25 protein-coding genes are annotated in these 25858 nt (G+C 67.8%); 16 read left to right on the forward strand and 9 right to left on the reverse strand.

Going from position 1 to position 25858, the window contains the following annotated elements:
• Positions 1–87: 87 nt before the first annotated feature.
• Positions 88–1422: an NAD(P)/FAD-dependent oxidoreductase gene (locus WS49_RS18395; RefSeq protein ID WP_059531493.1), complete on the reverse strand. Its 1335-nt coding sequence runs from the start codon at positions 1420–1422 to the stop codon at positions 88–90.
• A 279-nt stretch (positions 1423–1701) separates the two neighbouring features.
• Positions 1702–4455, reverse strand: a complete 2754-nt coding sequence (polA, locus tag WS49_RS18400; RefSeq protein ID WP_059531496.1) for a DNA polymerase I — start codon at positions 4453–4455, stop codon at positions 1702–1704.
• A 1-nt stretch (position 4456) separates the two neighbouring features.
• On the opposite strand from polA, the gene WS49_RS18405 reads away from it, so the two are divergent.
• Positions 4457–5215 carry a TIGR00730 family Rossman fold protein gene (locus tag WS49_RS18405; protein WP_059531499.1) on the forward strand — a complete coding sequence of 253 codons (759 nt, stop codon included), beginning with the start codon at positions 4457–4459 and terminating at the stop codon, positions 5213–5215.
• Positions 5216–5604: 389 nt separating this feature from the next.
• Entirely contained in the window at positions 5605–5895 is a 291-nt protein-coding gene (locus WS49_RS18410; RefSeq protein WP_059531502.1) for a hypothetical protein, read from the forward strand.
• Positions 5896–6014: 119 nt separating this feature from the next.
• Here WS49_RS18410 and WS49_RS18415 read toward each other — a convergent pair whose 3' ends face one another.
• A complete protein-coding gene (locus WS49_RS18415; protein WP_059532374.1) occupies positions 6015–7541 on the reverse strand; it encodes an AMP nucleosidase in 1527 nt (508 codons plus the stop codon).
• A gap of 140 nt (positions 7542–7681) precedes the next feature.
• Between WS49_RS18415 and WS49_RS18420 the strand changes: the two genes are divergently transcribed.
• The 5 genes from WS49_RS18420 (at position 7682) to WS49_RS18440 (ending at position 11187) form a co-directional block, all read left to right on the forward strand.
• Entirely contained in the window at positions 7682–8089 is a 408-nt protein-coding gene (locus tag WS49_RS18420; protein ID WP_059466512.1) for a hypothetical protein, read from the forward strand.
• Positions 8090–8195: 106 nt separating this feature from the next.
• Positions 8196–9194, forward strand: a complete 999-nt coding sequence (locus tag WS49_RS18425) for a homoserine kinase (protein ID WP_059531505.1) — start codon at positions 8196–8198, stop codon at positions 9192–9194.
• The gene (locus tag WS49_RS18430) at positions 9185–9994 is read left to right on the forward strand and encodes a BPSS1780 family membrane protein (protein ID WP_059531507.1); all 810 of its coding nucleotides are present in this window, start codon (positions 9185–9187) and stop codon (positions 9992–9994) included. The genes WS49_RS18425 and WS49_RS18430 overlap by 10 nt, the downstream gene beginning before the upstream one ends.
• 164 nt (positions 9995–10158) lie before the next feature.
• Positions 10159–10611, forward strand: coding sequence for a MarR family winged helix-turn-helix transcriptional regulator (locus tag WS49_RS18435; RefSeq protein WP_059531509.1), 453 nt, complete (start codon positions 10159–10161; stop codon positions 10609–10611).
• 156 nt (positions 10612–10767) lie between these two features.
• Complete coding sequence (locus WS49_RS18440; RefSeq protein WP_031399791.1) at positions 10768–11187, forward strand: organic hydroperoxide resistance protein; 420 nt, start codon at positions 10768–10770, stop codon at positions 11185–11187.
• Between the two features lie 108 nt (positions 11188–11295).
• Here the strand turns inward: WS49_RS18440 and WS49_RS33815 are convergent, their stop codons facing one another.
• Both WS49_RS33815 and WS49_RS18445 read right to left on the reverse strand, forming a co-directional pair.
• The gene (locus WS49_RS33815) at positions 11296–11472 is read right to left on the reverse strand and encodes a DUF3563 family protein (protein WP_006753395.1); all 177 of its coding nucleotides are present in this window, start codon (positions 11470–11472) and stop codon (positions 11296–11298) included.
• Positions 11473–11553: 81 nt separating this feature from the next.
• Positions 11554–12663 (reverse strand): extracellular catalytic domain type 1 short-chain-length polyhydroxyalkanoate depolymerase, encoded by a 1110-nt coding sequence (locus tag WS49_RS18445; protein ID WP_059531512.1) that lies wholly within the window; start codon positions 12661–12663, stop codon positions 11554–11556.
• 249 nt (positions 12664–12912) lie between these two features.
• Here WS49_RS18445 and WS49_RS18450 point away from each other — a divergent pair, with 249 nt between their 5' ends.
• From WS49_RS18450 to WS49_RS18465, 4 genes are all read left to right on the forward strand, one after another.
• Complete coding sequence (locus WS49_RS18450; protein WP_059531515.1) at positions 12913–13611, forward strand: phosphatase PAP2 family protein; 699 nt, start codon at positions 12913–12915, stop codon at positions 13609–13611.
• A gap of 140 nt (positions 13612–13751) precedes the next feature.
• A complete protein-coding gene (modA, locus tag WS49_RS18455) occupies positions 13752–14549 on the forward strand; it encodes a molybdate ABC transporter substrate-binding protein (protein ID WP_059531518.1) in 798 nt (265 codons plus the stop codon).
• A gap of 10 nt (positions 14550–14559) precedes the next feature.
• Positions 14560–15237 carry a molybdate ABC transporter permease subunit gene (gene modB, locus WS49_RS18460; protein ID WP_059532377.1) on the forward strand — a complete coding sequence of 226 codons (678 nt, stop codon included), beginning with the start codon at positions 14560–14562 and terminating at the stop codon, positions 15235–15237.
• Positions 15238–15343: 106 nt separating this feature from the next.
• Positions 15344–16045 carry a sulfate/molybdate ABC transporter ATP-binding protein gene (locus WS49_RS18465; RefSeq protein WP_059531521.1) on the forward strand — a complete coding sequence of 234 codons (702 nt, stop codon included), beginning with the start codon at positions 15344–15346 and terminating at the stop codon, positions 16043–16045.
• Positions 16046–16218: 173 nt separating this feature from the next.
• Here the strand turns inward: WS49_RS18465 and WS49_RS18470 are convergent, their stop codons facing one another.
• The 3 genes from WS49_RS18470 to WS49_RS18480 all read right to left on the reverse strand — a co-directional run bounded on the left by WS49_RS18470 (position 16219) and on the right by WS49_RS18480 (position 19264).
• Positions 16219–17064 (reverse strand): TOBE domain-containing protein, encoded by an 846-nt coding sequence (locus WS49_RS18470; protein ID WP_059531524.1) that lies wholly within the window; start codon positions 17062–17064, stop codon positions 16219–16221.
• 48 nt (positions 17065–17112) lie between these two features.
• A complete protein-coding gene (locus WS49_RS18475; RefSeq protein ID WP_059531527.1) occupies positions 17113–18741 on the reverse strand; it encodes a CHAD domain-containing protein in 1629 nt (542 codons plus the stop codon).
• Positions 18742–18880: 139 nt separating this feature from the next.
• Positions 18881–19264, reverse strand: coding sequence for a tautomerase family protein (locus WS49_RS18480; RefSeq protein ID WP_059531531.1), 384 nt, complete (start codon positions 19262–19264; stop codon positions 18881–18883).
• A gap of 108 nt (positions 19265–19372) precedes the next feature.
• On the opposite strand from WS49_RS18480, the gene WS49_RS18485 reads away from it, so the two are divergent.
• From WS49_RS18485 to WS49_RS18505, 5 genes are all read left to right on the forward strand, one after another.
• Positions 19373–20230, forward strand: a complete 858-nt coding sequence (locus WS49_RS18485; protein WP_059531534.1) for a LysR family transcriptional regulator — start codon at positions 19373–19375, stop codon at positions 20228–20230.
• A 41-nt stretch (positions 20231–20271) separates the two neighbouring features.
• A complete protein-coding gene (locus WS49_RS18490; RefSeq protein WP_059531537.1) occupies positions 20272–21195 on the forward strand; it encodes a DMT family transporter in 924 nt (307 codons plus the stop codon).
• Between the two features lie 67 nt (positions 21196–21262).
• Positions 21263–22042: a sensor histidine kinase gene (locus WS49_RS18495; RefSeq protein WP_059531540.1), complete on the forward strand. Its 780-nt coding sequence runs from the start codon at positions 21263–21265 to the stop codon at positions 22040–22042.
• A gap of 75 nt (positions 22043–22117) precedes the next feature.
• Positions 22118–23458 (forward strand): hemolysin family protein, encoded by a 1341-nt coding sequence (locus WS49_RS18500; protein WP_059531543.1) that lies wholly within the window; start codon positions 22118–22120, stop codon positions 23456–23458.
• A 28-nt stretch (positions 23459–23486) separates the two neighbouring features.
• Complete coding sequence (locus WS49_RS18505; protein ID WP_059531546.1) at positions 23487–24071, forward strand: thiamine phosphate synthase; 585 nt, start codon at positions 23487–23489, stop codon at positions 24069–24071.
• 37 nt (positions 24072–24108) lie between these two features.
• On the opposite strand, the gene WS49_RS18510 is transcribed toward WS49_RS18505, so the two are convergent.
• The gene (locus tag WS49_RS18510) at positions 24109–25758 is read right to left on the reverse strand and encodes a DUF3459 domain-containing protein (RefSeq protein ID WP_059532380.1); all 1650 of its coding nucleotides are present in this window, start codon (positions 25756–25758) and stop codon (positions 24109–24111) included.
• Between the last annotated feature and the right edge of the window lie 100 nt (positions 25759–25858).

Here is a 25858-nt window from a genome sequence, read left to right on the forward strand (position 1 = left end):
ATCCGCGGTCAACCGCACCTGAGACGACAACGGGCAGGAAACACGCTCGATGCACGTTCCCTGCCCGTCGGTGCACGAACCGCGCGGTCAGTGCAGCTTGACGCGCGGCAGCGTCGTGCGGCGCAGCCAGTGAGCAAACGTATCGAGCACCATGCGCGGATAGCCGTGCAGCGCCGCGATGTGCAGGCGGTACAACGACATATACATGAAGCGCGCGAACAGCCCTTCGATCAGCATGTTGCCGCCGATCAGCCCGCCCATCAGATTGCCGACTGCACTGAAGTGACCGAGCGACACGAGCGAACCGAAATCGCGATACGTGAACTCGGGCAACTGACGTCCGTCGAGCCGGCAGCCGATCGCCTTCAGCAGAAAGCTCGCCTGCTGGTGCGCGGCCTGCGCGCGCGGCGGCACGTTGCGCTCGTTGCCGGGCCATACGCATGCCGCGCAATCGCCGAGTGCGAAGACGTTGTCGTCGGTGAAGGTCTGCAGTGTGCGGCGCACGTCGAGCTGGCCGAGCTTGTTGACCTGCAGGCCATCAAGATTCGACAGCACGGACGGCGCCTTGATACCGGCAGCCCAGACCGTGAGATCCGCGCGCACCGACTTGCCGCTCGCCGTATGCACGAAACCCGGCGCGACCTCGGTCACGCGCTCCGCGAGCATCAAGCGCACGCCGAGCTTTTCGAGCAGCTCGGCCGTTGCGGTCGAGACGCGCTCCTGCAGCGCAGGCAGAATCCGCGGCCCCGATTCGATCAGCACGATGCCGACGTCGTGCTGCGGGTCGAGCTTGTGCAGCCCATAGACGGACAGCACCTGCGCGGTGTTGCGCAGTTCAGCGGACAGCTCCACGCCCGTCGCACCGCCGCCGACGATCACCACCTGGATGCGCGGCTCGTCCGCCGCCCCCGGCGCGGGCTGCGCCGGCGCCTGGTGCTCGGCGCGCATGCACGCGGCGATCAGGCGCTTGCGGAAGCGCTCGGCCTCGCCGACCGTATCGAGCGCAATCGCGTTTTCAGCCGCGCCCTGCACGCCGAAGAAATGCGTCGTGCTGCCGATCGCGATCACGAGCGTGTCGTATTCCAGGTCGCGCGCAGGCAGCAGTTCCGCGCCGTCGCTGTCGTTGACGGGCGACAGTGTGATGCGCTTCGCCGCGCGATCGAGCGCGGTCAGTTCGCCCTGCTGAAACTCGAAGCCATGCCAGCGTGCCTGGGCTGCGTATTCGAGTTCCTGCGTGAACGGGTCCATGCTGCCGGCCGCGACCTCGTGCAGCAATGGCTTCCAGATGTGGGTCGGATTGCGGTCGACGAGCGTGACGAGCGCACGCGCCGGACGATTGCCGCGCGCGCCGTAACGGTCGCCGAGCCGCGTCGCCAGTTCCAGGCCGCCCGCGCCTCCGCCTACGATGATGATCCGATGCATCCGATTCCCCCTTTGCGATTCGAAACTGCTGCCGCCGGACGATGCAGACGCGATGCGTTCGCGCCGCCCGTTGGATTAACCGGTTCGGACATCATCGATGTGCAGTTCGAAACACTTCGATGCGCCGACGCCGGAACGCGGGGCGCGCTGCCCCCGCGACAATGACCTGACTGACATGCATTGTCCGGGAGCTTGCGCGTTGACCACAAGCAAACCATCTCGATATTCAGCATCCCTGCAACAATATGCCGCGGGACGCGGGAATCACGCGGGGGTGCGTCAGTGTGCCTCTTCCCAGTTCGCGCCGGCACCCACTTCAGCGACCAGCGGCACCTTCAGCTTCGCCACACCGCACATCATTTCCGGCAGTTTCTCGCGCACGAGCGACAGTTCGTCGTCGGGCACCTCGAGCACCAGTTCGTCGTGCACCTGCATGATCATCCGCGATGCGAGCTGGTCGCGCGTGAGCCAGTCGTCCACCGCGATCATCGACAGCTTGATCAGGTCGGCCGCCGTGCCCTGCATCGGTGCATTGATGGCCGCACGTTCAGCGGCCTGGCGGCGCGGGCCGTTGCCGCCGTTGATCTCCGGCAGCCACAGGCGGCGGCCGAAAACGGTTTCGACGTAGCCCTTTTCCTTCGCTGCCGCGCGCGTGTCCTCCATGTACTGCGCGACGCCCGGATAGCGCGCGAAATAGCGGTCGATATACAGCTTCGCCGCATCGCGCGTGATGCCGAGGTTCGACGCGAGGCCGAACGCGCTCATCCCGTAGATCAGCCCGAAGTTGATCACCTTCGCGATCCGGCGCTGATCGGAGTTGACCTCCAGCGGCGTCACGCCGAACACCTCGGCGGCCGTTGCGCGGTGGATGTCCTCCCCCTGCGAAAACGCGCGCAGCAGCGACGCGTCGCCGGAAATGTGCGCCATGATCCGCAATTCGATCTGCGAATAGTCGGCCGACACGATGCGGTGCCCCGGCGACGCGATGAACGCTTCGCGGATCCGCCGGCCCTCGGCCGTGCGCACCGGAATGTTCTGAAGATTGGGATCGTTCGACGCGAGGCGGCCCGTGACCGCGACGGCCTGCGCATAGTTCGTGTGCACGCGGCCCGTTGCGGGATTCACCATGCGCGGCAGCTTGTCGGTGTAGGTCGACTTCAGCTTCGACAGCCCGCGATGCTCGAGCAGCAGCTTCGGCAGCGGGTAATCCTCGGCCAGCTTCTGCAGCACTTCTTCGTCGGTCGACGGAGCGCCGCTCGGCGTCTTCTTCACGACCGGCAACTGCAGCTTCTCGAAGAAGATCTGCCCGATCTGCTTCGGCGAGCCGAGATTGAATTCGCCGCCGGCCAGTTCGTACGCTTGGCCCTCGAGTTCGATGAGCCGCGTCGCGATCTCGCTGCTTTGCGCCTGCAGGCGTGCGTCGTCGATCAGCACGCCGGTGCGCTCCATCTTGCGCAGCACGAGCGACACCGGCATCTCGATCTCGCGATACACGCGCTCGAGGCCCGGTTCGCGCGCAACCTGCGGATACAGCGCATGATGAAGCTGCAGCGTGATGTCCGCATCTTCGGCGGCGTACGCCGCGGCCTGCTCGAGCGCCACTTCGTCGAAGCCGATCTGCTTCGCGCCCTTGCCGGCCACGTCTTCATACTTGATCGTCTTGACGCCCAGATGGCGCAGCGCGAGGCTGTCCATGTCGTGCGTGCGGTGCGATTCGAGCACGTACGATTCAAGCAGCGTGTCGTGCTCGATCCCATTCAGCGCGATGTCGTAGTTCGCGAGCACCTGCGCGTCGTACTTCAGATGCTGGCCCACCTTCTTGCGGTCGGCCGATTCGAGCCACGGCTTCAGGCGCGCGAGCACGTCGTCGATCGGCAACTGCTCGGGCAGGTCGGGGCCGCGGTGCGCGACCGGAAGATACGCGGCCTTGCCCGGCTCGACCGAGAACGACAGGCCGACGAGCCGCGCGGTCATCGGATCGAGCGAGGTGGTTTCGGTATCGAATGCGGTCAGTGCGGCCGCATCGATCTTCGCGAACCATGCGTCGAACTGTTCCCAGGTCTGGATCGTGTCGTATTCGCGGACGATGTCCGCCGCGACCACTTGCGCCGGCTCGCCTTCCGGCGCATCGGCGCCGCCGCCTTCGGCTGGCGCGCTGTCGACTTCGCGCAGCCACGTCTTGAAGCCGTAGCGCGCGAAGATGTCGCGCAGCAGGTCGCGTGCTTCGCCGTCGCTCTTCAGCGATGCTTCGATCGATTCGAGATGCGGTGCGAGATCGCAGGCCGTGTCGACGGTCACGAGCTTGCGGCCGAGCGGCAGGAAGTCGAGCGCGCGGCGCAGGTTGTCGCCGACCACGCCCTTGATCTCGCCCGCGTGTTCGATCACGCCGTCGAGGCTGTCGTATTGCGACAGCCATTTCACAGCCGTCTTCGGCCCGCACTTCTCGACGCCGGGCACGTTGTCGACGGTGTCGCCGATCAGCGCGAGGTAGTCGATGATCCGCTCGGGCGGCACGCCGAACTTCTCGATCACGCCGCCGCGATCGAGCATCTCGTTGGTCATCGTGTTGACGAGCGTGACGTGATCGGTGACGAGCTGCGCGAGGTCCTTGTCGCCGGTCGACACGATCACGTTCATCCCGTGCCGCTCGGCTTCGCGCGCGAGCGTGCCGATCACGTCGTCGGCCTCGACGCCCTCGACCATCAGCAGCGGCCAGCCGAGCGCACGGACCGCGCCGTGAATCGGCTCGACCTGCAGTGCAAGGTCGGGCGGCATCGACGGACGGTTTGCCTTATAGTCGGCATAAAGGTCGTCGCGGAACGTCTTGCCCTTTGCATCGAACACGCAAGCGCTATACTCTGCACTGACTTCCTTGCGCATACGGCGCAGCATGTTGATGATTCCGTAGAGCGCTCCGGTCGGCTCCCCGCCAGGGCCACGCAAATCAGGCATCGCATGGTAAGCCCGATACAGATAGCTCGAACCGTCAACCAATAGCAGGGTCTTACCTTCCAGATTTCGTTCTTCAGGCATTATGAACAAGAGAAAAGTGATTCCGAGTCTGCGTTCGCTCGCAGATCAAGAACGCGCGACGGCCAAGAAGGCGCGCGCATCGTGGCAGATGTTCACGATTATGGCAGAGTTTATCGAGGCGACCGAGTACCTGTCGGAGATCCGCCCGGCCGTCAGCATCTACGGTTCTGCCCGTCTCAAACCGGACACGCCGCACTACAAGCTGGCCGTGCAGATCGCGCGCAAGCTGTCCGACGCCGGCTTCGCGGTGATCTCCGGCGGCGGCCCCGGCATCATGGAAGCCGCGAACAAGGGTGCGCACGCCGGCAAGGCGCCGTCGGTCGGCCTGAACATCGAGTTGCCGCACGAGCAGGCGGGCAACCACTATCAGGACATCTCGCTGCGCTTCCGCCACTTCTTCACGCGCAAGGTCACGTTCGTGAAGAACTCCGACGCGGTGATCGTGATGCCGGGCGGCTTCGGCACGCTCGACGAGTTGTCCGAGGTGCTCACGCTGATCCAGACGAAGAAGTCGCGCCTCGTGCCGATCATTCTCGTGGGTAGCACGTTCTGGCAGGGGCTGCTGCAGTGGTTCCGCGACCAGCTGATTCCGATGGGCCTCATCAATCCGGAAGACATGAATCTGATGCAGGTGATCGACGATCCCGACCAGGTGCTCGACGCCGTGCTCGCGTTCTACGAGGACAGCGGCGAGGAAGAAGGCGCGGACGGCGAAGACCATCCGCCGCGGCCCGAAGAAGACCGCATGTTCTATCTGTAATTCGATCGGTGCGATGGCCTGCCTCACGGCCGGCATCCCGTCTCCCGCGCGGCAGGCATGGCAATTCCGCCACCTGCCGCGCGTCATTTTGTAACGCCGTGTTAATCCCGCCGTGCAGCCGGGCGCCGCCGAATGTCAAATCCGGGCAGCCTGCATCGCGCAATGCGATCAACGCTTCCCATGCCCGGCCCGCCATTGTCAAATCGTGCAGCCCGTCATCGATCCGGCAAGCGTGCCTGACGTCAATCCACCGTAACAAACCCGTCTCGCCTTTTTCGCGCCGCGCCTGCACACTGCATCTCGTCGGCGTGGCGTCCCCCCGGTGGAACGATCCCCCTCGCGTCCATCGCGTCGCGCCGGCCTTTGACAACGACATCACGGAAAACAACATGAAACGCTCACTGATCGCCCTCGCCTTCGCCGGCCTCGGTCTTTCGCTGTCCGGCCTCGCCCATGCCGTCAACGTCGACGTCAACATCGGCACGCCCGCGCCGGTCGTCGTCGCGCCCGCGCCTGTCGTGGTCGCACCGGCGCCTGCGGTCGTGATCGGCTGGCACGGCGATCGCTACTGGGACGGCCGCCGCTACTGGGAGCGTCGTGAGTGGGAAGATCATGAGCGCCATCGCGGTCACGGCGGCTACCATTGCCCGCCGGGACACGCGAAGAAGGGCGAGTGCTGAGCGTCTAGATGCGGGGTCGATCGGGCCCGCGCACTGCAGGACAAAGAACAAGGCCGCACGTGAACGAAAGTTCGCGTGCGGCCTTTGTCGTTACGCCCGCTGCTTGCGCGGCGTTCACCTCACTGAAACGCCACTTCCGCAAAGCTCCGAAGTTTGCGGCTATGAAGCTTGTCGAGCCCGTTCGTGCGCAGAATCTCCATCGCCTTCACGCCGATCTGCAGATGCTGGTCGACCTGGCCGCGATAGAACGTGTCGGCCATGCCCGGCAGCTTCAGCTCGCCGTGCAGCGGCTTGTCCGATACGCACAGCAGCGTGCCGTACGGCACGCGGAAACGGAAACCGTTGGCGGCGATCGTCGCGCTTTCCATGTCGAGCGCGATCGCGCGGCTCTGCGACAGCCGCTGCACGGGCTCGCGGTGATCGCGCAGTTCCCAGTTGCGGTTGTCGACGCTCGCGACCGTGCCCGTGCGCATCACGCGCTTCAGTTCGGCTCCTTCGAGACGCGTGACCTCGGCCACGCCGCGCTCGAGCGCGAGCTGCACTTCGGCGAGCGCCGGGATCGGCACCCACAGCGGCAGGTCCGCATCCAGCACGTGATCCTCGCGCACGTAACCGTGCGCGAGCACGTAGTCGCCGAGGCGCTGCGTGTTGCGCAGGCCCGCGCAGTGGCCAAGCATCACCCAGGCATGCGGACGCAGCACCGCGATGTGATCGGTGATCGTCTTCGCGTTCGACGGACCGACACCGATGTTGACCATCGTGATCCCGCTGCCGTCCGCGCGCTTCAGGTGATACGCGGGCATCTGCGGCAGCCGCGGCGGCGCGGCGCCCTCGGCCGGCTCGCTGCCGAGGTTCGCGTTGTACGTGATGACGTCGCCCGGCTCGACGAACGAACTGTACTGGCTGCGGTACGCGCGCACGTCCGGATCGGTGCTTTCCGTCATCATCGCGCGGCCGAGCTTCACGAACTCGTCGATGTAGAACTGATAGTTCGTGTAGAGCACGTAATTCTGGAAGTGCGTGGGCGACGTCGCCGTGTAGTGACGCAGCCGGTGCAGCGAAAAGTCGACGCGCGCGGCGGTGAACAGCGCGAGCGGATGCGGATCGCCGGGTGCCGGCTCGAACGTGCCGTTGACGATGCGGTCGTCGAGGTACGACAGGTCGGGCGTGTCGAAGATGTCGCGCATCGCGAGCAGGCGGTCGCGATCGAGTTCGCCTTCGAGGTGGATACCTTCGGGAAACGCGAAGTGAACCGGAATCGGCTGCGACGACACGCCGATCTCGATCTTCACATGGTGGTTCTTCGACAGCAGGCGCAGTTGCTCGCGATAGTAGTTCGCGAACAGATCGGGACGCGTGACGGTCGTCTCGAACACGCCGGGGCCCGCGACGAAACCGTACGAACGGCGCGAATCGACGTGCGTGTTGACGTCGGTGCGAATCCGCACGAACGGATAGCACGCGCGCACGTGCTCGGTGATCGATTCATGGCGGCGATAACGCGCGAAGGCGTCGCGCAGGAAGCCCGTATTGGTGTCGTAGATGGCCGACAGCCGCGCGACGGCGGCAACGGAATCGTCGAATGCTTCGACGGGCGGGCTCTCGGGCGTCAGCACCCGATGCCGGCGGCTCAAATCGTTCTTCATTTTCATCACCTCGTCTGATCGAACGACATTACCACGGAACCCGATCACGCTCATGGCCGCCCGCTTGCACGCCGCTTGCACGCGAGGGCCGGGCCGCGCGCAGTATTTGCTAAAATCGGAAGGTTCACTGGAGACTCATCATGAAGCCGCTCATTCTCGTCGCCGCTGCCGCCGTGCTCGCTGGCACGTTTGCCGCCGCCGGCGCCGCCTACGCCGCCGGCGGCACGCCCGACGCCGACGCGCAGGCCCGGGCCGAGGCCAACGAAGCCGCCGGCCTGCCCGATCTCCGCAAGATCAACCGGCCGGGCGCCGAAGTCACGTCGAAAGTCGACTTCGCCGACATTCGCCGCACGCCGAGCTTCCATGAAAAGAGCAAGAACGGCACCGAGGTCACCGAGTATCGCGATCGCGGCAAGCCGGTCGAGATCGACGTGAAGTCGAACTTCGGCACGCGCTACCAGATGAGCTCGACGCTCGACACGTCGCCGAAGCCGCACGACGCGGGCGTCCCGATCACGCGCCTGCCGTCGGTGAACCTCCGCTACTGATTCCCCCCGCGCCGCGTCGATCCCGACGCGGCGCGCCGGCTTTCCCTTCACCTCCTGTCGCGCCGCACGCCGCGCGCGTGCCGACAACTGACCAGACGCATCTCGCATGGCCGTTTTCACCGCTGTTTCCGACTCCGATCTCGCGCAATGGATGCGCCACTACGAACTGGGCGACGTGCTGGCGTTCCGCGGCATTCCGTCCGGCATCGAAAACAGCAACTTCTTCCTGACGACGACGCGCGGCGAATACGTCCTGACGATCTTCGAAAAGCTGACGGCGGAACAGCTGCCGTTCTACCTCGATCTGATGCGCCATCTGGCCAGCCACGGCGTGCCGGTGCCGGATCCGGTCCCGCGCGACGACGGCGCGCTGTTCGGCGAACTGCACGGCAAGCCGGCCGCGATCGTCACGAAGCTCGATGGCGCCGCCGAACTCGCACCGGGGGTCGAACACTGCATCGAGGTCGGGCAGATGCTCGCGCGCCTGCACCTCGCGGGGCGCGACTATGCGCGCCACCAGCCGAACCTGCGCAGCCTGCCGTGGTGGCAGGAAAACGTGCCGGCGATCGTCCCGTTCATTTCCGACGCGCAGCGCACGCTGCTCGAGGACGAACTCGCGCATCAGGCCGCGTTCTTCTCGTCGGACGACTACGCGGCGCTGCCGAGCGGCCCGTGCCACTGCGACCTGTTCCGCGACAACGTGCTGTTCGCTCACGCGGCGCCCGGCACCGGTCATGACGTCCGGCTCGGCGGCTTCTTCGATTTCTATTTCGCGGGCTGCGACAAATGGCTGTTCGACGTCGCGGTGACCGTCAACGACTGGTGCGTCGACCTCGCGACGGGCGTGCTCGACGTCGCGCGCGCGGACGCGCTGCTGCGCGCGTACCAGACGGTCCGGCCGTTCACGGCCGAGGAGCGCCGCCACTGGAGCGACATGCTGCGCGCGGGCGCGTACCGCTTCTGGGTGTCGCGCCTGTACGATTTCTACCTGCCGCGCGCGGCTGAAATGCTCAAACCGCACGACCCCGGTCATTTCGAACGCATCCTGCGTGAGCGTATCGCCCACACGCCCGCGCTTCCCGAGACCCATACCGCATGCAACTGATCGAAGTGCCCGCGAAAGCGGGCTATGTCTGGTTCCGTCAAGGCATCTGGCTGTTCCGCCGGAACCCGCTCGCGTTCATCACGCTGTTTTTCACGTACCTGCTGGCGATCACGCTGGTGTCGATGGTGCCGGTCATCGGCGCGGCGCTGCCGCTGCTGTTCATCCCCGGCATCGCCGTCGGCTTCATGGCCGCGTGCCGCGACACGGTGGCCGGCAAGCCGGTGATGCCGACGATCCTCATCGACGGCTTCCGCTCGTACGGCACCGTGACGACGCAGCGGCTGCTCGTGCTCGGCGTGGTCTATGTCGCGCTGATGGTGCTGGTGTTCGCCGCCTCGTCCGTCGTGGACGGCGGCGGGTTGCTCACCATGATGCTGGGCGCGACGAGCGAAACGAGTCCGACGCCGGAAGCGCTTGCCGCGCAAGGCACACTCGGCGCGCTGCTGCTGGCGACGCTGCTCTACGCGCCGGTCGCGATGCTGTTCTGGTTCGCGCCGGTGCTCACCGCGTGGCACGACATCCCGCCCGCCAAGGCGCTGTTCTTCAGCATCGTCAGTTGCTGGCGCAATCGCGGCGCATTCGTGGTGTACGGGCTGCTGTGGTTCGGCGTCGCGCTCGGCACGTCGTTCGGCCTGTCGCTGCTGCTGCAGGCGCTCGGCGCGGGCGCCTACGTGCTGACGATCATGATGCCGGTGACGATCATCATCGTCACGATGATGTACTGCTCGTTCTACGCGACCTATCGCGGCTGCTTCGGCGTGCAGGAACCGGGAGCCGCGACGCCCGCGTCGGGCCGTTGAGTCCGGCCGCTGACGCAGACTCGGCCGGCGCACGCCGCCGGCCGTCCATCTCCCCTCCCGGCCCCGGCGCCCCAACCTTCGCGCCGCCCCCTGTTCAATCGAATCCGTTGCGCGCAAAATAATTTGCATGCAAATCGTTAGCGCGTCCGCCGCGCCCCCGAATCATGGACCGCCTGCCCCCGCTGCCCCAGACGCTCGACGAGCAACTGTGCTTCGCGCTCTATTCGACTTCCCATGCGATGACGAAGGCGTACAAGCCGCTGCTCGACAAGCTGTCGCTGACCTATCCCCAATATCTTGCAATGCTCGTATTGTGGGAGCGCGACGACATCGCGGTGAAGGACATCGCCGCCCGCCTCGACCTTGACCCGGCTACCGTCACGCCGCTGCTGAAGCGGCTCGAGGCGCTCGGCTACGTCGAACGCGTGCGCAGCGCGACCGACGAGCGTGTCGTCAACGTGCGCCTGACCGCGGAAGGCCGTGCGCTGAAGCTCAAGGCGCGCTCGGTGCCCGCCGATCTCTTCTGCGCGATGCAGCAAACGCCCGAGTTCCTGGTCAGGCTGCGCGCGGATCTCCAGCAATTGCGCAACGCGCTGTCGGCCGCCAACGAAGGCTGACGGCACGTCGATCTCAAACAAGCCCGGCACTGCCCGGGCTTTTTCTTCAAAATTTCATTTGCACACAAATCATTTGTGTTCTATATTTCGTTCGTGGCCGGCGACACCTCGTCCGACCGGACCGCTTCCTACCACTCTTCCGACAGGAGCTGCACCATGAACATTCTGTACAAGACCAGCGCCACGAGCACGGGCGGCCGCGACGGCCGCGCGGTATCCGCCGACAACAAGCTGGAAGTGAAGCTGGCCGCGCCGCGCGAGCTCGGCGGTACGGGCGCGGAAGGCACGAACCCGGAGCAGCTGTTTGCCGCAGGTTACTCGGCTTGTTTCCTGAGCGCGATGAAGTTCGTCGCCGGCCAGAACAAGCAGGCGCTGCCGGCCGACACGCAAGTGACCGCGGAAGTGGGCATCGGCCCGAACGATGCCGGCGGCTTCGGGCTCGACATCGAACTGCGCGTGTCGCTGCCGGGGCTCGACAAGGCCGACGCACAGGCGCTGGTCGACAAGGCGCACCACGTGTGCCCGTATTCGAACGCGACCCGCAACAACGTGCCGGTGCGCCTGACGGTCGTCTGACGCAACGCGCGGCGCCGAATGCAAAAAGGGCGTGTGCGGCTGCTTGCCACACACGCCCTTTTGCGTGATTCGCCGGACCGGCTGGTGAGCCGGCCCGCGCTGCGCTGCTTAGCGCGAGCCGAACGAGAACGGACGGTTCATCGCCGCTTCGCGATCGATCTTGCGCATGCGGAATTCGAGATCGTAGATGTCGGTTGCTTCGGACAGGTACGCATCGGCGCGCTCTTTCGCGGCCTTTTCAGCGTTCTTGGTCAGCATCAGGAAGAGGTGGCTCAGCAGGTACATGGTCGATCTCGCAATCCAAAGGTTCTTTGACTAGGGTTTTCCCGAATTATAGGGAAAACCCTAGCCTTTGGCCAGCGTCGATCAGACGGTGCGTCGTTCGGTCGCCACAGTGCGCCGATTCCCTTCGAAAAAGGACCAGATCATCGCGCTCGCATCGGGGCCGACCGCCGCATGAAACGGCACCGCTTCGTCGCCGCCCGCCCATGCGTGTTCGAGCCCTTTCACGTGACAGAGCCGCACGATCGACTCGCCGTCGCGACGCACGTCGGTGATCTGCGCGCCTGCCTCGCGCGTTTCCACACGCTCGCCACCGCGCAGTGCGCCGCGGCTGTCCGCGAGCCCGTTCAGGCGCATGAACTGCACCATCAACTGGTCCGCATTCTTCGGTGCGACGACATGGTCCCGGTCGCCCTGCACGATCAGCACGGGCATGCCCGGATACGCGCCAGCATCGACCACCGTGTCGACCACCGCGGCCGGATTCTGCCGGAGACCGCGCCGCATCACGTCCATCGCGCTGATCCCGGAATTCGCCTCGCCGAGCGCGGGGCCGGAGTGCAGCGCCACCGCCGCGAAGCGATCCGGGTGGTGCAGCGCCAGCAGTGCCGCCAGGCCCGCGCCGGCCGACAGCCCGGCGACATAGACGCGCGATGCGTCGAAGCCGTGCTCGTCGACGAGCGCGTCGACGAGCGACGCGACCGCATCCGCCTCGCCGCGGCCCGCGCGGTCGGTGTCTTCGTACCAGTGCCAGCAGCCGTGCGAGTGCGCGCGGACCGACTGCTCCGGATACAGCACGGCGAAGCCGTACTTGTCGGCCAGCAGGTTCATCCGGGTGCCCTGCGCGAACTCGTCGACCGATTGCTGGCAACCGTGCAGCATCACGACGAGCGGTATCGCACCGCGCCGCCGGCCAGGCGGAACGTACAGCCCGTAGGCGAGCTGCTGGACCAGACGGCCGAGCGCGGGCGCCATCGGGTGTTCGCCGCGCGTCCACTCGCCAGCCGCCCATGCAGCCGCGCGCGGCCGCACGCGCGACTCACGCGGCGGGGACAGATCGGTCGCGGCGGGCGACGCCGCAGCCTCGAGCGTATCGCGCGCGATACGCTGTGCATCGCGCGCCGCACGTTTGGCGGCCGGAGACAGCATACGTTTCATGCCGCCCAGCCATACCTTCGTCAGACTTTTGGTCATCGATCGGGCTCGCAGTCAGGAAAAATAGGGGGACAACACTCGGTGCATCGTTCGACTTTGTGCAATGCACCATAACATTGTTTCTGGGATTTTTCCTGCGCGCGGATAGTTCCGCCGCGCGGCAAAAAACGGGCCTCGAGCATACGCGGCGCTATACTGGGGTTTAGCCGCTTGTATCCGTTGTAGTCGTTCTTCCCGGCTCGCGCGTTGATTTAAGCATTCGTCCCGCCTCTGCTCGTTCCCCTCCCGATGTTCGACCTGCCCTCTCACCTGTGGATCATGATCACCGCGTTCGGTGGCGCCGGCCTGACCTTGCCGCTCGCGATCACGATCGCCGTGTGGCTCGCGCTCGGCTACTCGTGGCAGCGCGCGGCCGCGTGGCTCGGCGTGCTCGCCGTCGCGATCGGGGTCGTCGCGCTCACGAAGATCGCGTTCCTCGGCTGGGGCGTCGGTATCCGCGCATGGGACTTCACGGGATTCAGCGGCCACGCGATGCTGTCGACGTCGGTCTATCCCGTCGCGATCTTCCTCGCGCTGATCCGCACGCGCACGCCGGTGCGGATCGCCGGCATCGCGCTCGGGCTCGCGGCCGGCATCGCGGTCGGCGTGTCGCGCGTCGCGCTCGACGCGCATTCGCCGTCCGAATCGATCACCGGCTGCATCGTCGGCGCGATCGCCGCGCTGGCATTCATCGCCGGCTCGTGGCACGCGGTGCCGCACCGCTGGTCGGTGCCGGCGGTCGTCGTGAGCCTCGCGCTCGTCACCGTCGCGCTGCACGGCATCACGGTGCCGTCACACCGCTGGGTCACCCGGGTCGCGCTGGAGCTGTCGGGGCACGAGCGGCCGTTCGTTCGGGCCCGCTGGAAAGCCAATCCCAACTACCGGCCGGCATCGCAGCCGTCGTCGCTGCACCGCACCGGGTCGCCGCCGCCGTTGATGCACGCATGACTGGGCGCACGCACATCCTTCCCGTCGCCTTCCAGATCTGAAGATTTCATGCGCACCGGCGCATGAACGGTATGCCGAGCGTTATAACCCGCCCTATATTACGATTACGGTTTCAACCATTCCATTCGAACGACCAGACCATGCGCCCAACCGTCCGCCCGCTTCGCCGCACCCTGCTCCGCCTGCTGCCGCTCGCCGCGCTTGCCGCGGGCATCGCGTTCAGCGGGCCGGCTTCCGCTGCCGACGAGCTGGTCGTGTCGGCGGCCGCAAGCCTGACGAATGCGTTCAAGGCCGTCGGCGATGCTTATCAGAAGCAGCATCCGGACACCAAGGTGCTGTTCAACTTCGGCGCGTCGGACGTGCTGATGCAGCAGATCGCCAAGGGCGCGCCGGCCGACGTGTTCGCATCGGCCGACCAGAAGGCGATGGATCGTGCGATCAGCGAAAAAGTCATCGTGCCGGGCACGCGCCGCGATTTCGCGGCGAACTCGCTCGTGCTGATCGTGCCGGCCGACAGCCACGCGGCCGCGCCGACGTCGCTGAACGACCTGACGGCGCCCGGCGTGAAGCGCATCGCGTACGGCGACCCGGCGTCGGTGCCGGTCGGCCGCTACACGGAAGGCGCGCTGCGCGCGGCTGGCGTATGGGACGCCGTCAGCGCGAAGGGCGTGCTGGCCGCCAACGTGCGCCAGAGCCTCGATTACGTTGCGCGCGGCGAAGTCGACGCGGGCTTCGTGTTCGGCACCGACGCGGCGATCATGCCGGGCCGCGTGAAGGTCGCGCTGACGGTGCCGACGCAGACGGCCATCACCTATCCGATCGCGGTGGTCAAGGACAGCCGCCATGCCGCACAGGCGCAGTCGTTCATCGACTTCGTCGCGTCGCCGCAGGGCCAGGCCGTGCTGGCGACGTTCGGCTTCAAGCCCGCGGGCAAGTGAGCGCAGCATGATGCAGGACGCCTGGGTGCCGCTGCTGTTGTCGCTGAAGGTCGCCGGCTGGGCGACCGCGCTCGACATCGTGCTCGGCGTCACCGCCGCCTTCATGCTCGCGCGCTGGCGCTCGCCGATGCGCGACGTGGTCGATTCGCTGCTGACGCTGCCGCTCGTGCTGCCGCCGACGGTGCTCGGTTATTACCTGCTCGTGCTGCTCGGCCGACGCGGCGTGTTCGGCGCGTGGCTCGACACGCTCGGCATCGAACTCGTCTTCACGTGGCAAGGCGCGGTGATCGCATCGATGGTCGTCGCGTTTCCGCTGATCCTGAAATCGGCGCGCACGGCGTTCGAAAGCGTCGATCCGCATCTCGAGCGCGCGGCACGCACGCTCGGGCTCGGCGAAGCCGCGGTGTTCTTCCGCGTGACGCTGCCGCTCGCCACGCGCGGCATCCTGGCCGGCGCGCTGCTCGCCTTCGCGCGCGCACTTGGCGAATTCGGCGCGACGCTGATGATCGCCGGCAACCTGCCCGGCCGCACGCAGACGCTGTCGGTCGCGATCTATGCGGCGGTGCAGGCCGGCGACGACAACACGGCCAACTTCCTCGTGCTGGTGACGTCGATCACCTGCGTGCTCGTGCTGCTCGCGACCGGCTGGCTCGTGCCGTCGCGCGCCGGGCGGAGCCAGCCGACATGACGCGCCGGCCGCCTCCGATTCGCCGCGCCTCACGGGTCGCGGCAAAACGCCTTCCCGTCGCGCAAGCGGCTTCCCGCACGCGTGGCGCGGCACGACGGAGGCCCGCATGAGCGTTGCCGTCGACATCCGCAAGACCTACGTGAACGCGGAGCGCCGCTTCACGCTCGACGTGTCGTTTACGGCCGCCACGCAGCGCGTCGTGCTGTTCGGGCCGTCCGGCGCGGGCAAGAGCATGACGCTGCAGGCGATCGCCGGCCTGCTGTCGCCCGACGAAGGCACGATCGCGCTGAACGGCGAACCGCTGTTCGATTCCGCGCGCGGCATCGACGTGCCGACCCGTGCGCGCCGCGTCGCGTATCTGTTCCAGGACTATGCGCTGTTTCCGCACCTGAACGTGCGCCAGAACATCGCGTTCGGGCTCACGTCGGGCCTGCGCAACCCGCGTGCGAAGACGGTGCCGCCCGAAGTCGCGTACTGGCTGCAGGCGTTCGAACTCGACACGCTCGCCGGGCAATTCCCGTCGCAGTTGTCGGGCGGACAGAAGCAGCGCGTCGCGCTTGCCCGCGCGCTGGTCGCGCAGCCGCGCATCCTGCTGCTCGACGAGCCGTTCGCGGCGCTCGACGGCGCGATGCGCCAGCGCATGCGCCACGAGCTCGCCGAACTGCAGGCGCGGCTCGATATCCCGATGGTGCTCATCACGCACGATCCCGACGACGTCGCCGCGTTCGGCGACCAGGTCGTGCAATTGAGCGAAGGACGCGTGCAGGCCGCCACGCCGCACGCCGAGTGGCCGACGCGCGTCACCTGATCGCGCGAAGGCGGTGGCCCGAGCGGCCACGTTTGACCTGAGAGAAACCGCATTGGCGGCACAAGCTGAAAACGGGATCGAAGCCGGCGCCTCGCGTACGTTGGGCGGCGCCGGTTTCGCCTCGTCCGCCCACGGTCATCGCCGGAAACGGCTCACACCGCCGTCGCGCGCGATCAGCCCGTCACCGCGAGAATCACGCTCGATGCCTTGAACAGCGCGATTGCACGCCGGCCGGCGTCGAGCTGCAACGCCCCGACGCTGTCGTTCGTGACCACGGCCGTGAGCGTCCCGCCGCCGTCGAGCGCCAGCGTCACCTCGCTGTTCACCGCGCCCGCCGCGACGGCGTCGACCGTCCCGCGCAACTGGTTGCGCGCGGATACCTTCAGAGACGCTTCGGCGCCGCCTTCGTCGTCAACCGCCAGCACGACCCACGACGCCTTCACGAGCGCGCACGCATCCGCGCCCGGCTGCAGGCCGAGCGCGTCGGCGCTTTCGTGCGTGAGCACCGCGACGATCACCTGCCCGCCGGGCAGCACGAGCGTCACCTCGTCGTTCACCGTGCCGCGCACGATCGATTCGACCTTCCCGAACAACTGGTTGCGCGCGCTCGTCTTCATCCCGATCCGGCCGATCAACGCCCAGTCGACGTCGAAACCGGACACCGCCGCGCTCGCGGCGTCGATGAAGCGGCGATGCTCGCGCTCGATCGTGCGGAACGCGGCGATCAGCGAGGTCGCGCGCGGCGTCAGCGTCGTGCCGCCGCCGCCCTTGCCGCCCGTCGCGCGCGTCACGAGCGGCTCGCCGGCCAGGTTGTTCATCGTATCGATCGCATCCCACGCAGCCTTGTAGCTGAGCCCGACGGCCTTCGCCGCGCGCGTGATCGATCCGGTGTCGCCGATCGCCGCGAGCAGCGCGATGCGGGTGGCGCCGCCGAGCGTCTGGCCGCCCGCGCGCAGCCACAGTTCGCCGCCCAGTTCGAGCGGTCCGGCGGAAGAGGAAGGAGGCGACGCGTCGCTCATCGGTCTGTCTGAAGAAAACGGGTGGCCATTATAGTGAGCGCGCGAGGCTCAACGCGGCTTGCCATCCAGCTTCGGCGGACGCAGGCTCGCGAGCAGCGTCTCGGCATCCCTCGCCGCGCGTTGCTCGAGCGCGGCACCGTAGCCGCGCACGAAACCCAGCTGGTAAGCGGGCGCCGCCAGTTGCTCGAGATGATGCAGCGCGACGATCGTGTCGTTCGCCTCGCCGAGCACGCTCTGCACGCGCGCGAGCGTCTTGACCGTCTCGTTGCGCGTGCGGCGCGAGGCCAGCGACGCGAAGAATTCGAGCGCATAGCGCAGCCGCTTTGCGTCGATCCGCACCTGGTGCCGCGCGGCCGTGTCGAGCGACGTGAGCGCTGGCGATGCATACAGGTGACCGAACAGCCGCCGCACGCGCTTGGTTGCATGCCGCCGCAGCGACGGTGTGTCGTCCGCATCGGTCGGCGGCAGCGCGAGCCCGCACAGCCACTCGAGCCAGCCGAGCGTCAGTCGCGCATAGCGCGCCGAATGCAGCGCCTGGCGCAGTTCGACGCGCGCGGCCAGCGCCTGTACGCGCGCGGCGTCGAGCGTGCCGTCCCAGTCCGCGCTGCCGCCGTCGGCCGCGATCAGCGCGGGCAGGCTCTCGGTCGAGAACACGTCCCAGTCGCGCACCGTGCCGAGCAGGGCCGCAAGCCAGCGCAAGTCGACGCCGAACGTGTTCTGCCATTGATCGTCCGCGAAACGCGGGAAGAAGCGCATCAGCGTACGCAGCCGCCGCAGCGCGACGCGCATCTGATGCACGAATTCGGGATCGTCGCGGTCGAGCACGCCGCGCTCGTTGCCGAGCCATTGCGCGGCGATGTCGCCCGACAGCGCGAACAGCGCGGCCCGCTGCGTGCGGATGCCGGTGAGGTCGACGAGTTGCGCCTTGACCGGCCCGGCGACGGCAGGCTCGCCCGCGCACGCGCGGTCGATCACGCTGGTCAGCTGCACGAACGCGGGCCATGCGCCGCTGAGCTCGCGCGCGGCGGCAAACAGCGCGCGCAGCGCGGCCGTGCGTGCGGCGGCGGTTTCCCAGTCGGGCGCCGCGAGGCGCAGCTCGACATGGCGGCGCGGCGGTTCGGCGCCGCCGTGCAGCGTGACGTCGTCGAGCGTCATCTCGACCACCACGCCGCTGTCGTCCGCCCAGCGCCCGCGCCGCCGCTCGCTGACGAGCCGCGGCCGCACCGGCGCCGACGATGCGGCGACCGCCGCTTCGTCAACGTGGCCGGGCACGACGCGGTCGCCGTCGCCCGCGGCCTCCGCCGATTCCGTATCGGCAATCGGCCCGGACGCCGGCGCGGCCACGACGATGCCCGCATGCTCGGCATCGAACAACTCCCGCTCCACGACGCCGGGCGCGAATGCCTTCGTGCGTGACGCGACGACCCGCCGCCCCTGCGCGTTCGACTCGATCCACGTCCACCAGCATTCGCCGGGGTTCGGTTCGGCCTCCTCGACCTGGCACGGCTCGATCGTCACGCGCTCCTGGCCGCGCCGCATCCGCACCTGCGGACAGATCCGCCACGCCCGGACGAGTTCGGCACCGAAGTCGCGCTGCTCGCCACGGGCGCGGCTTCCCGTCTTGACCGGCCAACCTTCCAGCGACAGGCACAACACGATTTCCAGCACACGCGACATGGAGGCTCCTGCACATGAAGAATCGCCGGCGCATCCTTCGCACCGGCGTCGCCCGTGAAGCAGCTTCCATAGTACACGCCGCGAAAACGCGCGGGAAACGATCTGGCCCTGTCGCGCCTGTCGCGTGTCAAACGACGTATCAGACGACGTATTGCGCGATGCCGTTGCCGAACGACCAGTCCTCCTTCAGCACTTCGACGAGACTGATGAATACGTCCTGCGGCCGCACGCCGGGCTGCCGCGCGAGGTTTTCGGCGATGGTCCGGTACAGCGCCTGCTTCTGCTCGAGCGTGCGCGTGTTGTTCGCCGTGATCTGGATCATCACGAGATCGTCGCTGCGTTCGATGTCGAGGTAATGCCGGCCGAACACGAAGTTTTCGGCCGAATGCTCGGTCACGACCATGAAGATGTCGTCCTCGGGCACGTTGAACGTGTGCATCAGCGCGCGATGCACGCCGTCGACGAGCGCCGCGCGGTAGGCGGCGGGTTTGCCTTCGCGCACTGCGATACGGGTGAACGGCATGGTCTGCTCCTTTCGGTGACGTTGAAAAGTGGAAACACCACGCCAGATTAGGCCCGCATAACTATAATGAACAGTCATCAATCAATATTTCATTCATTTTCATTTGAAATGAAAGTCCTCGACCTCGATGCGGTGCGCGCGTTCGTGCTGGTCGCCGATCTCGCGAGCTTCACGCGCGCCGCCGACGCGCTCGGCACCACGCAATCGGCCGTCAGCCTGAAGCTGAAACGGCTCGAAGCGCACCTCGGCAAGCCGCTGCTCGCGCGCACGCCGCGCGTCGTCAAGCTGGCCGCTGACGGCGAAAACTTCCTGCCGGCCGCCCGCGCGCTGCTCGACGCGCACGACCAGGCGCTCGGCGCGATTTCGGCCGGCACGCATCGCCTGTCGCTCGGCGTCAGCGAGCACGTTGCGGTGCCCGACCTGCCGGCCGTGCTGACGAGCCTGCACCGGCAGGATCCCGGGCTGTCGCTGGAAATGCATCTGGGAATGTCGGCGAGCCTGCTCGCGCAATACGACGAAAGGCGGCTCGACGCGGCGGTCGTGCGGCACGAACCGGGCGAGGATCCGCCGCGCGACGACGGCACGCTGCTGTTCACCGAGCCGCTCGCGTGGCTCGCCGCGCCCGACTGGACGCCGCGCGCCGGCGAGCCGCTGCCGCTCGCGGTGCTGGCCGGGCCGTGCGGCGTGCGGGCCGCCGCGCTGCGCGCGCTCGAGCATGCCGGACGCCCGTGGCGCGAGCGCTTTACGGGTGGCGGCGTCGCGGCGGTCACGGCGGCCGCCGCGGCCGGGCTCGCGGTCTGTCCGCTGGCCCGGCGCGTCGCGCCGCGCACGCTGGTCGACGTCGGCGCGAAATTCGGCTTGCCGCCGCTGCCGCACTCGCAGGTCGTGCTGTATTCGCGCGTGCGCGACGCCCGCGCGGCGGCCGCACTCCGAAGGTTTTCCGACAGCCTTGCAATCTCGGCGTAAACTGAGCGGTTTCGCCGTTCGCAATCTTCCGAAGAATTCCGATGAAGCCCGAAGCCCGCAAGCACCTCCGCGCCAACCTGCTGATGCTCGCCGCCGCCGCGATCTGGGGCTCGGCGTTCGTCGCGCAACGACTGAGCCTCGACGTGATCGGGCCGTTCCTGTTTACGGGGCTGCGCTTCCTGCTCGGCGCACTGGTGCTGATCCCGCTGCTGACGTTCAACGCGGGCTCGCGCGCGCAGCTCGCGGCGATTCGGCGCGAGCCGGCGCTCCTCGCGCCGGGCCTCGCGCTCGGCGGGCTGCTCGCCGTGTCGATCTCGCTTCAGCAGTTCGGCCTGCAGTACACACGGGTCGCGAACGCGGGTTTCATCAGCTCGCTGTACGTCGTGATCGTGCCGCTGATGGGCGTGTTCGCCCGCCACCGGATCGGCGCCGGCACGTGGTTCGGCGCGCTGCTCGCGGCGATCGGCCTGTATTTCCTCAGCATCGACGAGCATTTCTCGGTGCTCTACGGCGACTGGTTCCAGCTCGTGGGCGCGGTGATCATCGCCGCGCACGTGATGACCGTCGGCCATTTCGCGAAGCGGCACGATCCGCTCGTGCTCGCGTTCCTGCAGTTCGTCGCGTGCGGCGCGCTGTGCCTCGCGGTCGGCCTCGTGATCGAGCCGGTCAGCGTCGCGATGCTGCGCAGCGCGCTGCCGACGCTGCTGTATGGCGGGCTGCTGTCGGTCGGCGTCGGCTATACGTTGCAGGTCGTCGCGCAGCGCGATGCGGCGCCCGCGCACGCGGCCGTGATCTTCAGCATGGAAGGCGTGTTCGCAGCCATCGCGGGCTGGGCCGCGCTCGGCGAGACGCTGACGCTGCGCGCGCTGGTCGGCTGCGCGCTGATGCTGGCCGGCCTGCTCGCGTGCCAGTTGCTGCCGAACGGCGACGCCCGGAAAAAGGACGAGGACGCGCTGCCGGCGTGACACGCGCGATCCCTATAATGGCGGTTCGCGTGTTTTTCATGCCAACCGCTTCCGACAGGCCAGCTCCGTGACGCCCCATCCCGTCGATCCCGCCGCCGACCTCCTGCGCGAACGCGCAGCGCACTATGCCGCCGAGGCCGCGCTGTTCCTGCGCGACCAGGCGCTGTCCACCGCATCGCACGACCTGCGCAGCCCGTTGAACGCGATGCACAGCTGGGCGTACGTGCTCGAGCGCCAGCTTGCCAGCGCCGACCCGAACCTGCAACGCGCGCTCGCGGGCATCCGCGCGGGGATCGACCAGCAGGTCGCGCTGATCGACGACGTGCTCGACGCGCCGCGCGCGGCAACGCGCACGCTCGCGATCGCCGTACAGCCGTTCGCGCTGCGCCCGTTGCTCGACGACACGCTCGCACTGGTGCGCTTCGCGCTCGCCGACGCCCGGCAGGTGACCGTCGACGCGACGCTGCCCGACGGCGAACCGTCGCTGAGCGCCGATCGCGAACGCATCGCGCAGGCGCTCTGGACGATGCTGACGACGGCCGTCGAAACCAGCGCCGCCGGCAGTCGCGTGACCTTCACATGCACGCGCGACGGCGCGCTGTGCGTCGCGCACGTCACCTGCGACGTGAGCGCCGACGCCCTCGCCGATCCCGCGCTGCCGCACGCATTCGAACCGTTCGCCCGCAGCGAGATGCTGCGCGCGCGCGACGCGAAGCGCGTTGCCTGGACGCTCGCGTTGTGCCAGCGTGTCGCGCTCGCGCACGGCGGCACCTTCACCCACACCCCGTTCGCCGACGGCTCCGCCGTCACCCTCTCGCTCTCCGTCCCTTGCGAGGCGCCGGTGTAATCGATCGGCGCCCGAATCATTACATTTCCCTTTCCGGCCCTATACTGATGGGCCTGTCATGACTGGAGCGATTCTTTGTTACAGATCTTCGCGCTCATCGGCGCGTTGTTCCTGGTGGCCCTGAACGGGTTTTTCGTCGCGGCCGAATTCGGCCTCGTCAAACTGCGCGCGACGCGCGTCAAGACACTTGCCCGCAAGCACGGCCTGCGCGGCCGCATCCTCGCCGTCGTGCACGGCCGGCTCGACGCGTATCTGTCCGCCTGCCAGCTCGGCATCACGCTCGCGTCGCTCGGCCTCGGCTGGGTCGGCGAGCCGGCGTTCGCGGAACTGATCGGCCCGCTGCTCGACCTGATCGGCGTGCAGTCCGAACGCATCGTGCACTTGATCTCGCTCGTGTTCGCGTTTTCGCTGATCTCGTTCCTGCACATCGTGGTCGGCGAGCTCGCACCGAAATCGATGGCGATCCGCCAGTCGGAAAAGGTCGGCCTGTGGGTCGCGCTGCCGCTCTACGCGTTCTACTGGGCGATGTATCCGGCGATCTGGGTGCTCAACAGCAGCGCGAACGCGGTGCTGAGGCTCGCGGGCCTGTCGGCCGACCACGGCGGCGACGCGCACTACTCGACCGACGAACTGAAGCTGATCCTGCGCAGCCGCCGCAGCGCGGGCAACGCGGCCCAACCGGCCCGCGGCACGTACACCAACGACGAGTGGAACACGCTCGCGCATTCGCTCGATTTCTCGTCGATGACCGTGTCGGACCTGATGCGGCCGGCACACGAAATGATCGGCCTGCGCCGCGACCTGCCGCTGCCCGACAACATGGAGATCGTCGCGCGGCACCGCTTCAGCCGCTATCCGCTGTTCGAGGATGCGTCGCGCGAACAGGTGAGCGGGCTGATCCACCTGAAGGACCTGCTGCTCGCGCGTCATGCCGGTGCGGCGCTCGAGGATCTGTCCGACTACGTGCGCCCGGTGCAGTACGTGAAGCCCGACATGCCCGCGCTGGAGCTGTTCCGCCGCTTCCGCAAGGGCGCGCCGCACTTCGCGCTGGTCGGCAACAAGGGCGAGAAGCCGATCGGCTTCCTGACGCTCGACAACCTGCTCGGCGCGCTGGTCGGCCAGATCCACGACGAGTTCCGCCAGGGCGATGCGGACTGGAGCCGCCTCGACGACGGCACGCTGATGGGCAAGGGCAGCCTGCCCGTCGTGTCGCTCGAGCAGGCACTCGGCATCGACATCGACGAAGGGCGTGCGGAATCGGTCGGCGGCCTCGTGATCCAGGCGCTCAGCGATTTGCCGAGCGAAGGGCAGCGCGTGTCGTTCGATCGCTTCGACGTCGTCGTGAAGAAGATGAACGGGCCGCGCATCGTGCTGGTGCGCGTCTATCCGAAGATCGCGAAGGAGGCCGACGAATGACGGCCTCTCGCTGTCGTCGCCGCACGCGATGAGCCCGACGCTGCCGCGCTGCTGCGTGATCACGCCGGAGCCGGCGTCCGCGTCGGCCGCCGATTGCCACGCATTCCTCGACAGGCTGTCGGCCGTGCTCGCACGCGGCGAGACGCTCGTGCAGTTGCGCGTGAAGTCGTTCGATGCGGACGCGTTCGCGCGGCTGGCCGCCGATGCGCTCGCGCGCTGCGACGCGGCCGGCGCGCAACTGATGCTCAACGGACCGATCGATGCGGCGGGCGTGATGCAGCTCGACGGCGCGGGCTGGCACCTCGACGGCGCCGCCCTGCGCGCCGTCGCGCAACGGCCGCTGCCGGCCGCGCGCCGCATGTCGGCCGCATGCCACGCGGCCGACGATCTCGTGCTGGCCGCGCGCGCGGGCGCGGATTTCGTCACGCTGTCGCCCGTGTTGCCGACACTGAGCCATCCCGGCGCGCCGACGCTCGGCTGGACGCGATTCGCCGCATTGGCCGCGCAGGCCGCGATGCCGGTCTATGCGCTCGGCGGCATGACACGCGCGCATCTCGACGACGCGCGCCGCCACGGCGCGTACGGCGTCGCGGGCATTCGCGGCTTCTGGTAAGTGCGGCCGGGCGCGCCAGCGCCGGGCAGTCCGGACATCATGCGCCCGGAACGGGACGCATTGCGCGCCGTGCGCTGTCGTCGAGGCGGCGCACGTCGTGCGTCAGCGCGTAGCGGTTGACGTCACCCGTCAGCCACGCAACGAGCGAATACGGCGGCAACTCCCCTTCATCGACCCGGTCGCGTGCGCGTGCCGGCGTCTCGAACACGACCTGCCCGCTCGGCGCATCGAACGGCACCGCGTCGGGCGACAGGTTCAATGCGATCGTCAACGTCTCGTCATCGGCGAGCCACCATGATGCAAGCAGCGCATCGGCATCGCCGTCACCGCTCGCCTTCAGCGCATGCGCGTCCTGCGGCCGGCAATCGGTCAGCCGCGGCGCAATCAGCTTCGCGCGCACCGCGAGCGCCGACTGCACGAAATGCGCACGATCGACATCGCGCGCGGTTTCGTCGAAGATCAGCGGGATCTGCGGCGTGAGCAGCGACAGCGCAAGCGCCGCGAGGCCGGGCGTCTGCTCATGATCGCCATGCTCGCTCTCGCGCCATGCGCCATCGGACAGCACCAGCGACGTGAGCGACAACCCTTCGGCGCATGGACCCTCGCCCGCCGTGGCCGGCTGGAATGCCGCGCCTGCCGCAGTCAGCGCGCGCGCGAGCGTGTGGATCGACTGGTGAGGCGAAATCCCTTCGTGCGCCGACACGTCGCGCCCCGTCAGCCGATGCAGCGCGCGTTCTCCGCAACCGTTCCACTGCGCATCGAAATGCGTGTCGGCCAGATGCACCGGATGACGCTCGCTGCCGAGCACGAGGTGGATCATCCGGTCGGCCGGCACGGCCGCACGCACGCGGTCGGCGATCTCGCGCAGCCACGACGTGCCAATCCGGTCGGCCTCGCGCAACCGCAAGCCGTCGCAACGGTATTCGTCGATCCAGTACAGCGCGTTGTCGCAGAAGAAGTCGCACACCTCCGGATGATCGAGCGCGAGCGGCGGCACCTGCAGCGGATCGTCGCGCGTGTGGAAGAACGGCGCCGCGTAATGACGCAGCGCGTCGGTGCCGCTGCCGAAGCGCGCGTAGTCGAGTTCCAGCAGCACCGCGAGGCCGTAGCCGTGCGCATCGTCGATCAGCGCCTTCAGTCCGTCGGGGCCGCCCTCCGACGCGAGCGGCGCGAACGGCAGGCTGTCGTGCGGCGACGCGAGCAACTCCAGCGCGGTCACGCCGAGACGGGCAAGCTGAGGCAACCGGCGGCGCACGCCGTCGAAGCCGCCCACCGCGTGCGGACGAATCGCGTACAGCGCAATGTCTTCCCACGCACGTCCGCGCCAGAACGTGTTGCGCCACGTGAACGCGCGCGGATCGACGACCTCGCTCGGGCCGTTGAGCCCGTCGGGTTGCGAACGCGATGCGGGATCGGGAATCGACGTGACGTCGTCGAGCCGATAACGGTAACGCGCGCCCGCACCGCATTCGACGAACGCTTCGAACCAGTGCGGACCGGCCGCCGTCATCGGGACGAGCGTCGGCCCCAATCCGGTATCGAGTTCGAGCTGGACATGCGTGCTGCCGGGCGCCCACACGCGGAAATGCGTGCGCGGCGACGTGCCGAGCGCGCCGCAGGGCTGCGCGCCGGACGGCAGGCAGTGAATGTAGTGCTGCGCATACGGATCGTGCGGACAATCTGACATCATGCGCTCCTCGTGCGTGCCGAGCGGCATGGCCGCGCGGTCGGCGCGGCGCATCGTGGCCCGGCATGCGACGGCCAGGCAGAGGGGGAGAAAAGTATGC

The sequence above is a fragment of the Burkholderia sp. RF7-non_BP4 genome (genome assembly GCF_001521935.1).
Lineage (GTDB): Bacteria > Pseudomonadota > Gammaproteobacteria > Burkholderiales > Burkholderiaceae > Burkholderia > Burkholderia diffusa.

Coding starts and splice junctions, on each gene's coding strand:
- WS49_RS18505 (WP_059531546.1), top strand. CDS start 23,487: ATGAGCCCGACGCTGCCGCGCTGCTGCGTGATCACGCCGGAGCCGGCG.
- WS49_RS18430 (WP_059531507.1), top strand. CDS start 9,185: ATGCAACTGATCGAAGTGCCCGCGAAAGCGGGCTATGTCTGGTTCCGT.
- WS49_RS18415 (WP_059532374.1), bottom strand. CDS start 7,541: ATGAAGAACGATTTGAGCCGCCGGCATCGGGTGCTGACGCCCGAGAGC.
- polA (WP_059531496.1), bottom strand. CDS start 4,455: ATGCCTGAAGAACGAAATCTGGAAGGTAAGACCCTGCTATTGGTTGAC.
- WS49_RS18475 (WP_059531527.1), bottom strand. CDS start 18,741: ATGTCGCGTGTGCTGGAAATCGTGTTGTGCCTGTCGCTGGAAGGTTGG.
- WS49_RS18480 (WP_059531531.1), bottom strand. CDS start 19,264: ATGCCGTTCACCCGTATCGCAGTGCGCGAAGGCAAACCCGCCGCCTAC.
- WS49_RS18510 (WP_059532380.1), bottom strand. CDS start 25,758: ATGTCAGATTGTCCGCACGATCCGTATGCGCAGCACTACATTCACTGC.
- WS49_RS18465 (WP_059531521.1), top strand. CDS start 15,344: ATGAGCGTTGCCGTCGACATCCGCAAGACCTACGTGAACGCGGAGCGC.
- WS49_RS18450 (WP_059531515.1), top strand. CDS start 12,913: ATGTTCGACCTGCCCTCTCACCTGTGGATCATGATCACCGCGTTCGGT.
- WS49_RS18405 (WP_059531499.1), top strand. CDS start 4,457: ATGAACAAGAGAAAAGTGATTCCGAGTCTGCGTTCGCTCGCAGATCAA.
- WS49_RS18485 (WP_059531534.1), top strand. CDS start 19,373: ATGAAAGTCCTCGACCTCGATGCGGTGCGCGCGTTCGTGCTGGTCGCC.
- WS49_RS18445 (WP_059531512.1), bottom strand. CDS start 12,663: ATGACCAAAAGTCTGACGAAGGTATGGCTGGGCGGCATGAAACGTATG.
- WS49_RS18470 (WP_059531524.1), bottom strand. CDS start 17,064: ATGAGCGACGCGTCGCCTCCTTCCTCTTCCGCCGGACCGCTCGAACTG.
- modA (WP_059531518.1), top strand. CDS start 13,752: ATGCGCCCAACCGTCCGCCCGCTTCGCCGCACCCTGCTCCGCCTGCTG.
- WS49_RS18435 (WP_059531509.1), top strand. CDS start 10,159: ATGGACCGCCTGCCCCCGCTGCCCCAGACGCTCGACGAGCAACTGTGC.
- WS49_RS18440 (WP_031399791.1), top strand. CDS start 10,768: ATGAACATTCTGTACAAGACCAGCGCCACGAGCACGGGCGGCCGCGAC.
- WS49_RS18490 (WP_059531537.1), top strand. CDS start 20,272: ATGAAGCCCGAAGCCCGCAAGCACCTCCGCGCCAACCTGCTGATGCTC.
- WS49_RS18395 (WP_059531493.1), bottom strand. CDS start 1,422: ATGCATCGGATCATCATCGTAGGCGGAGGCGCGGGCGGCCTGGAACTG.
- WS49_RS18425 (WP_059531505.1), top strand. CDS start 8,196: ATGGCCGTTTTCACCGCTGTTTCCGACTCCGATCTCGCGCAATGGATG.
- WS49_RS33815 (WP_006753395.1), bottom strand. CDS start 11,472: ATGTACCTGCTGAGCCACCTCTTCCTGATGCTGACCAAGAACGCTGAA.
- modB (WP_059532377.1), top strand. CDS start 14,560: ATGCAGGACGCCTGGGTGCCGCTGCTGTTGTCGCTGAAGGTCGCCGGC.
- WS49_RS18420 (WP_059466512.1), top strand. CDS start 7,682: ATGAAGCCGCTCATTCTCGTCGCCGCTGCCGCCGTGCTCGCTGGCACG.
- WS49_RS18410 (WP_059531502.1), top strand. CDS start 5,605: ATGAAACGCTCACTGATCGCCCTCGCCTTCGCCGGCCTCGGTCTTTCG.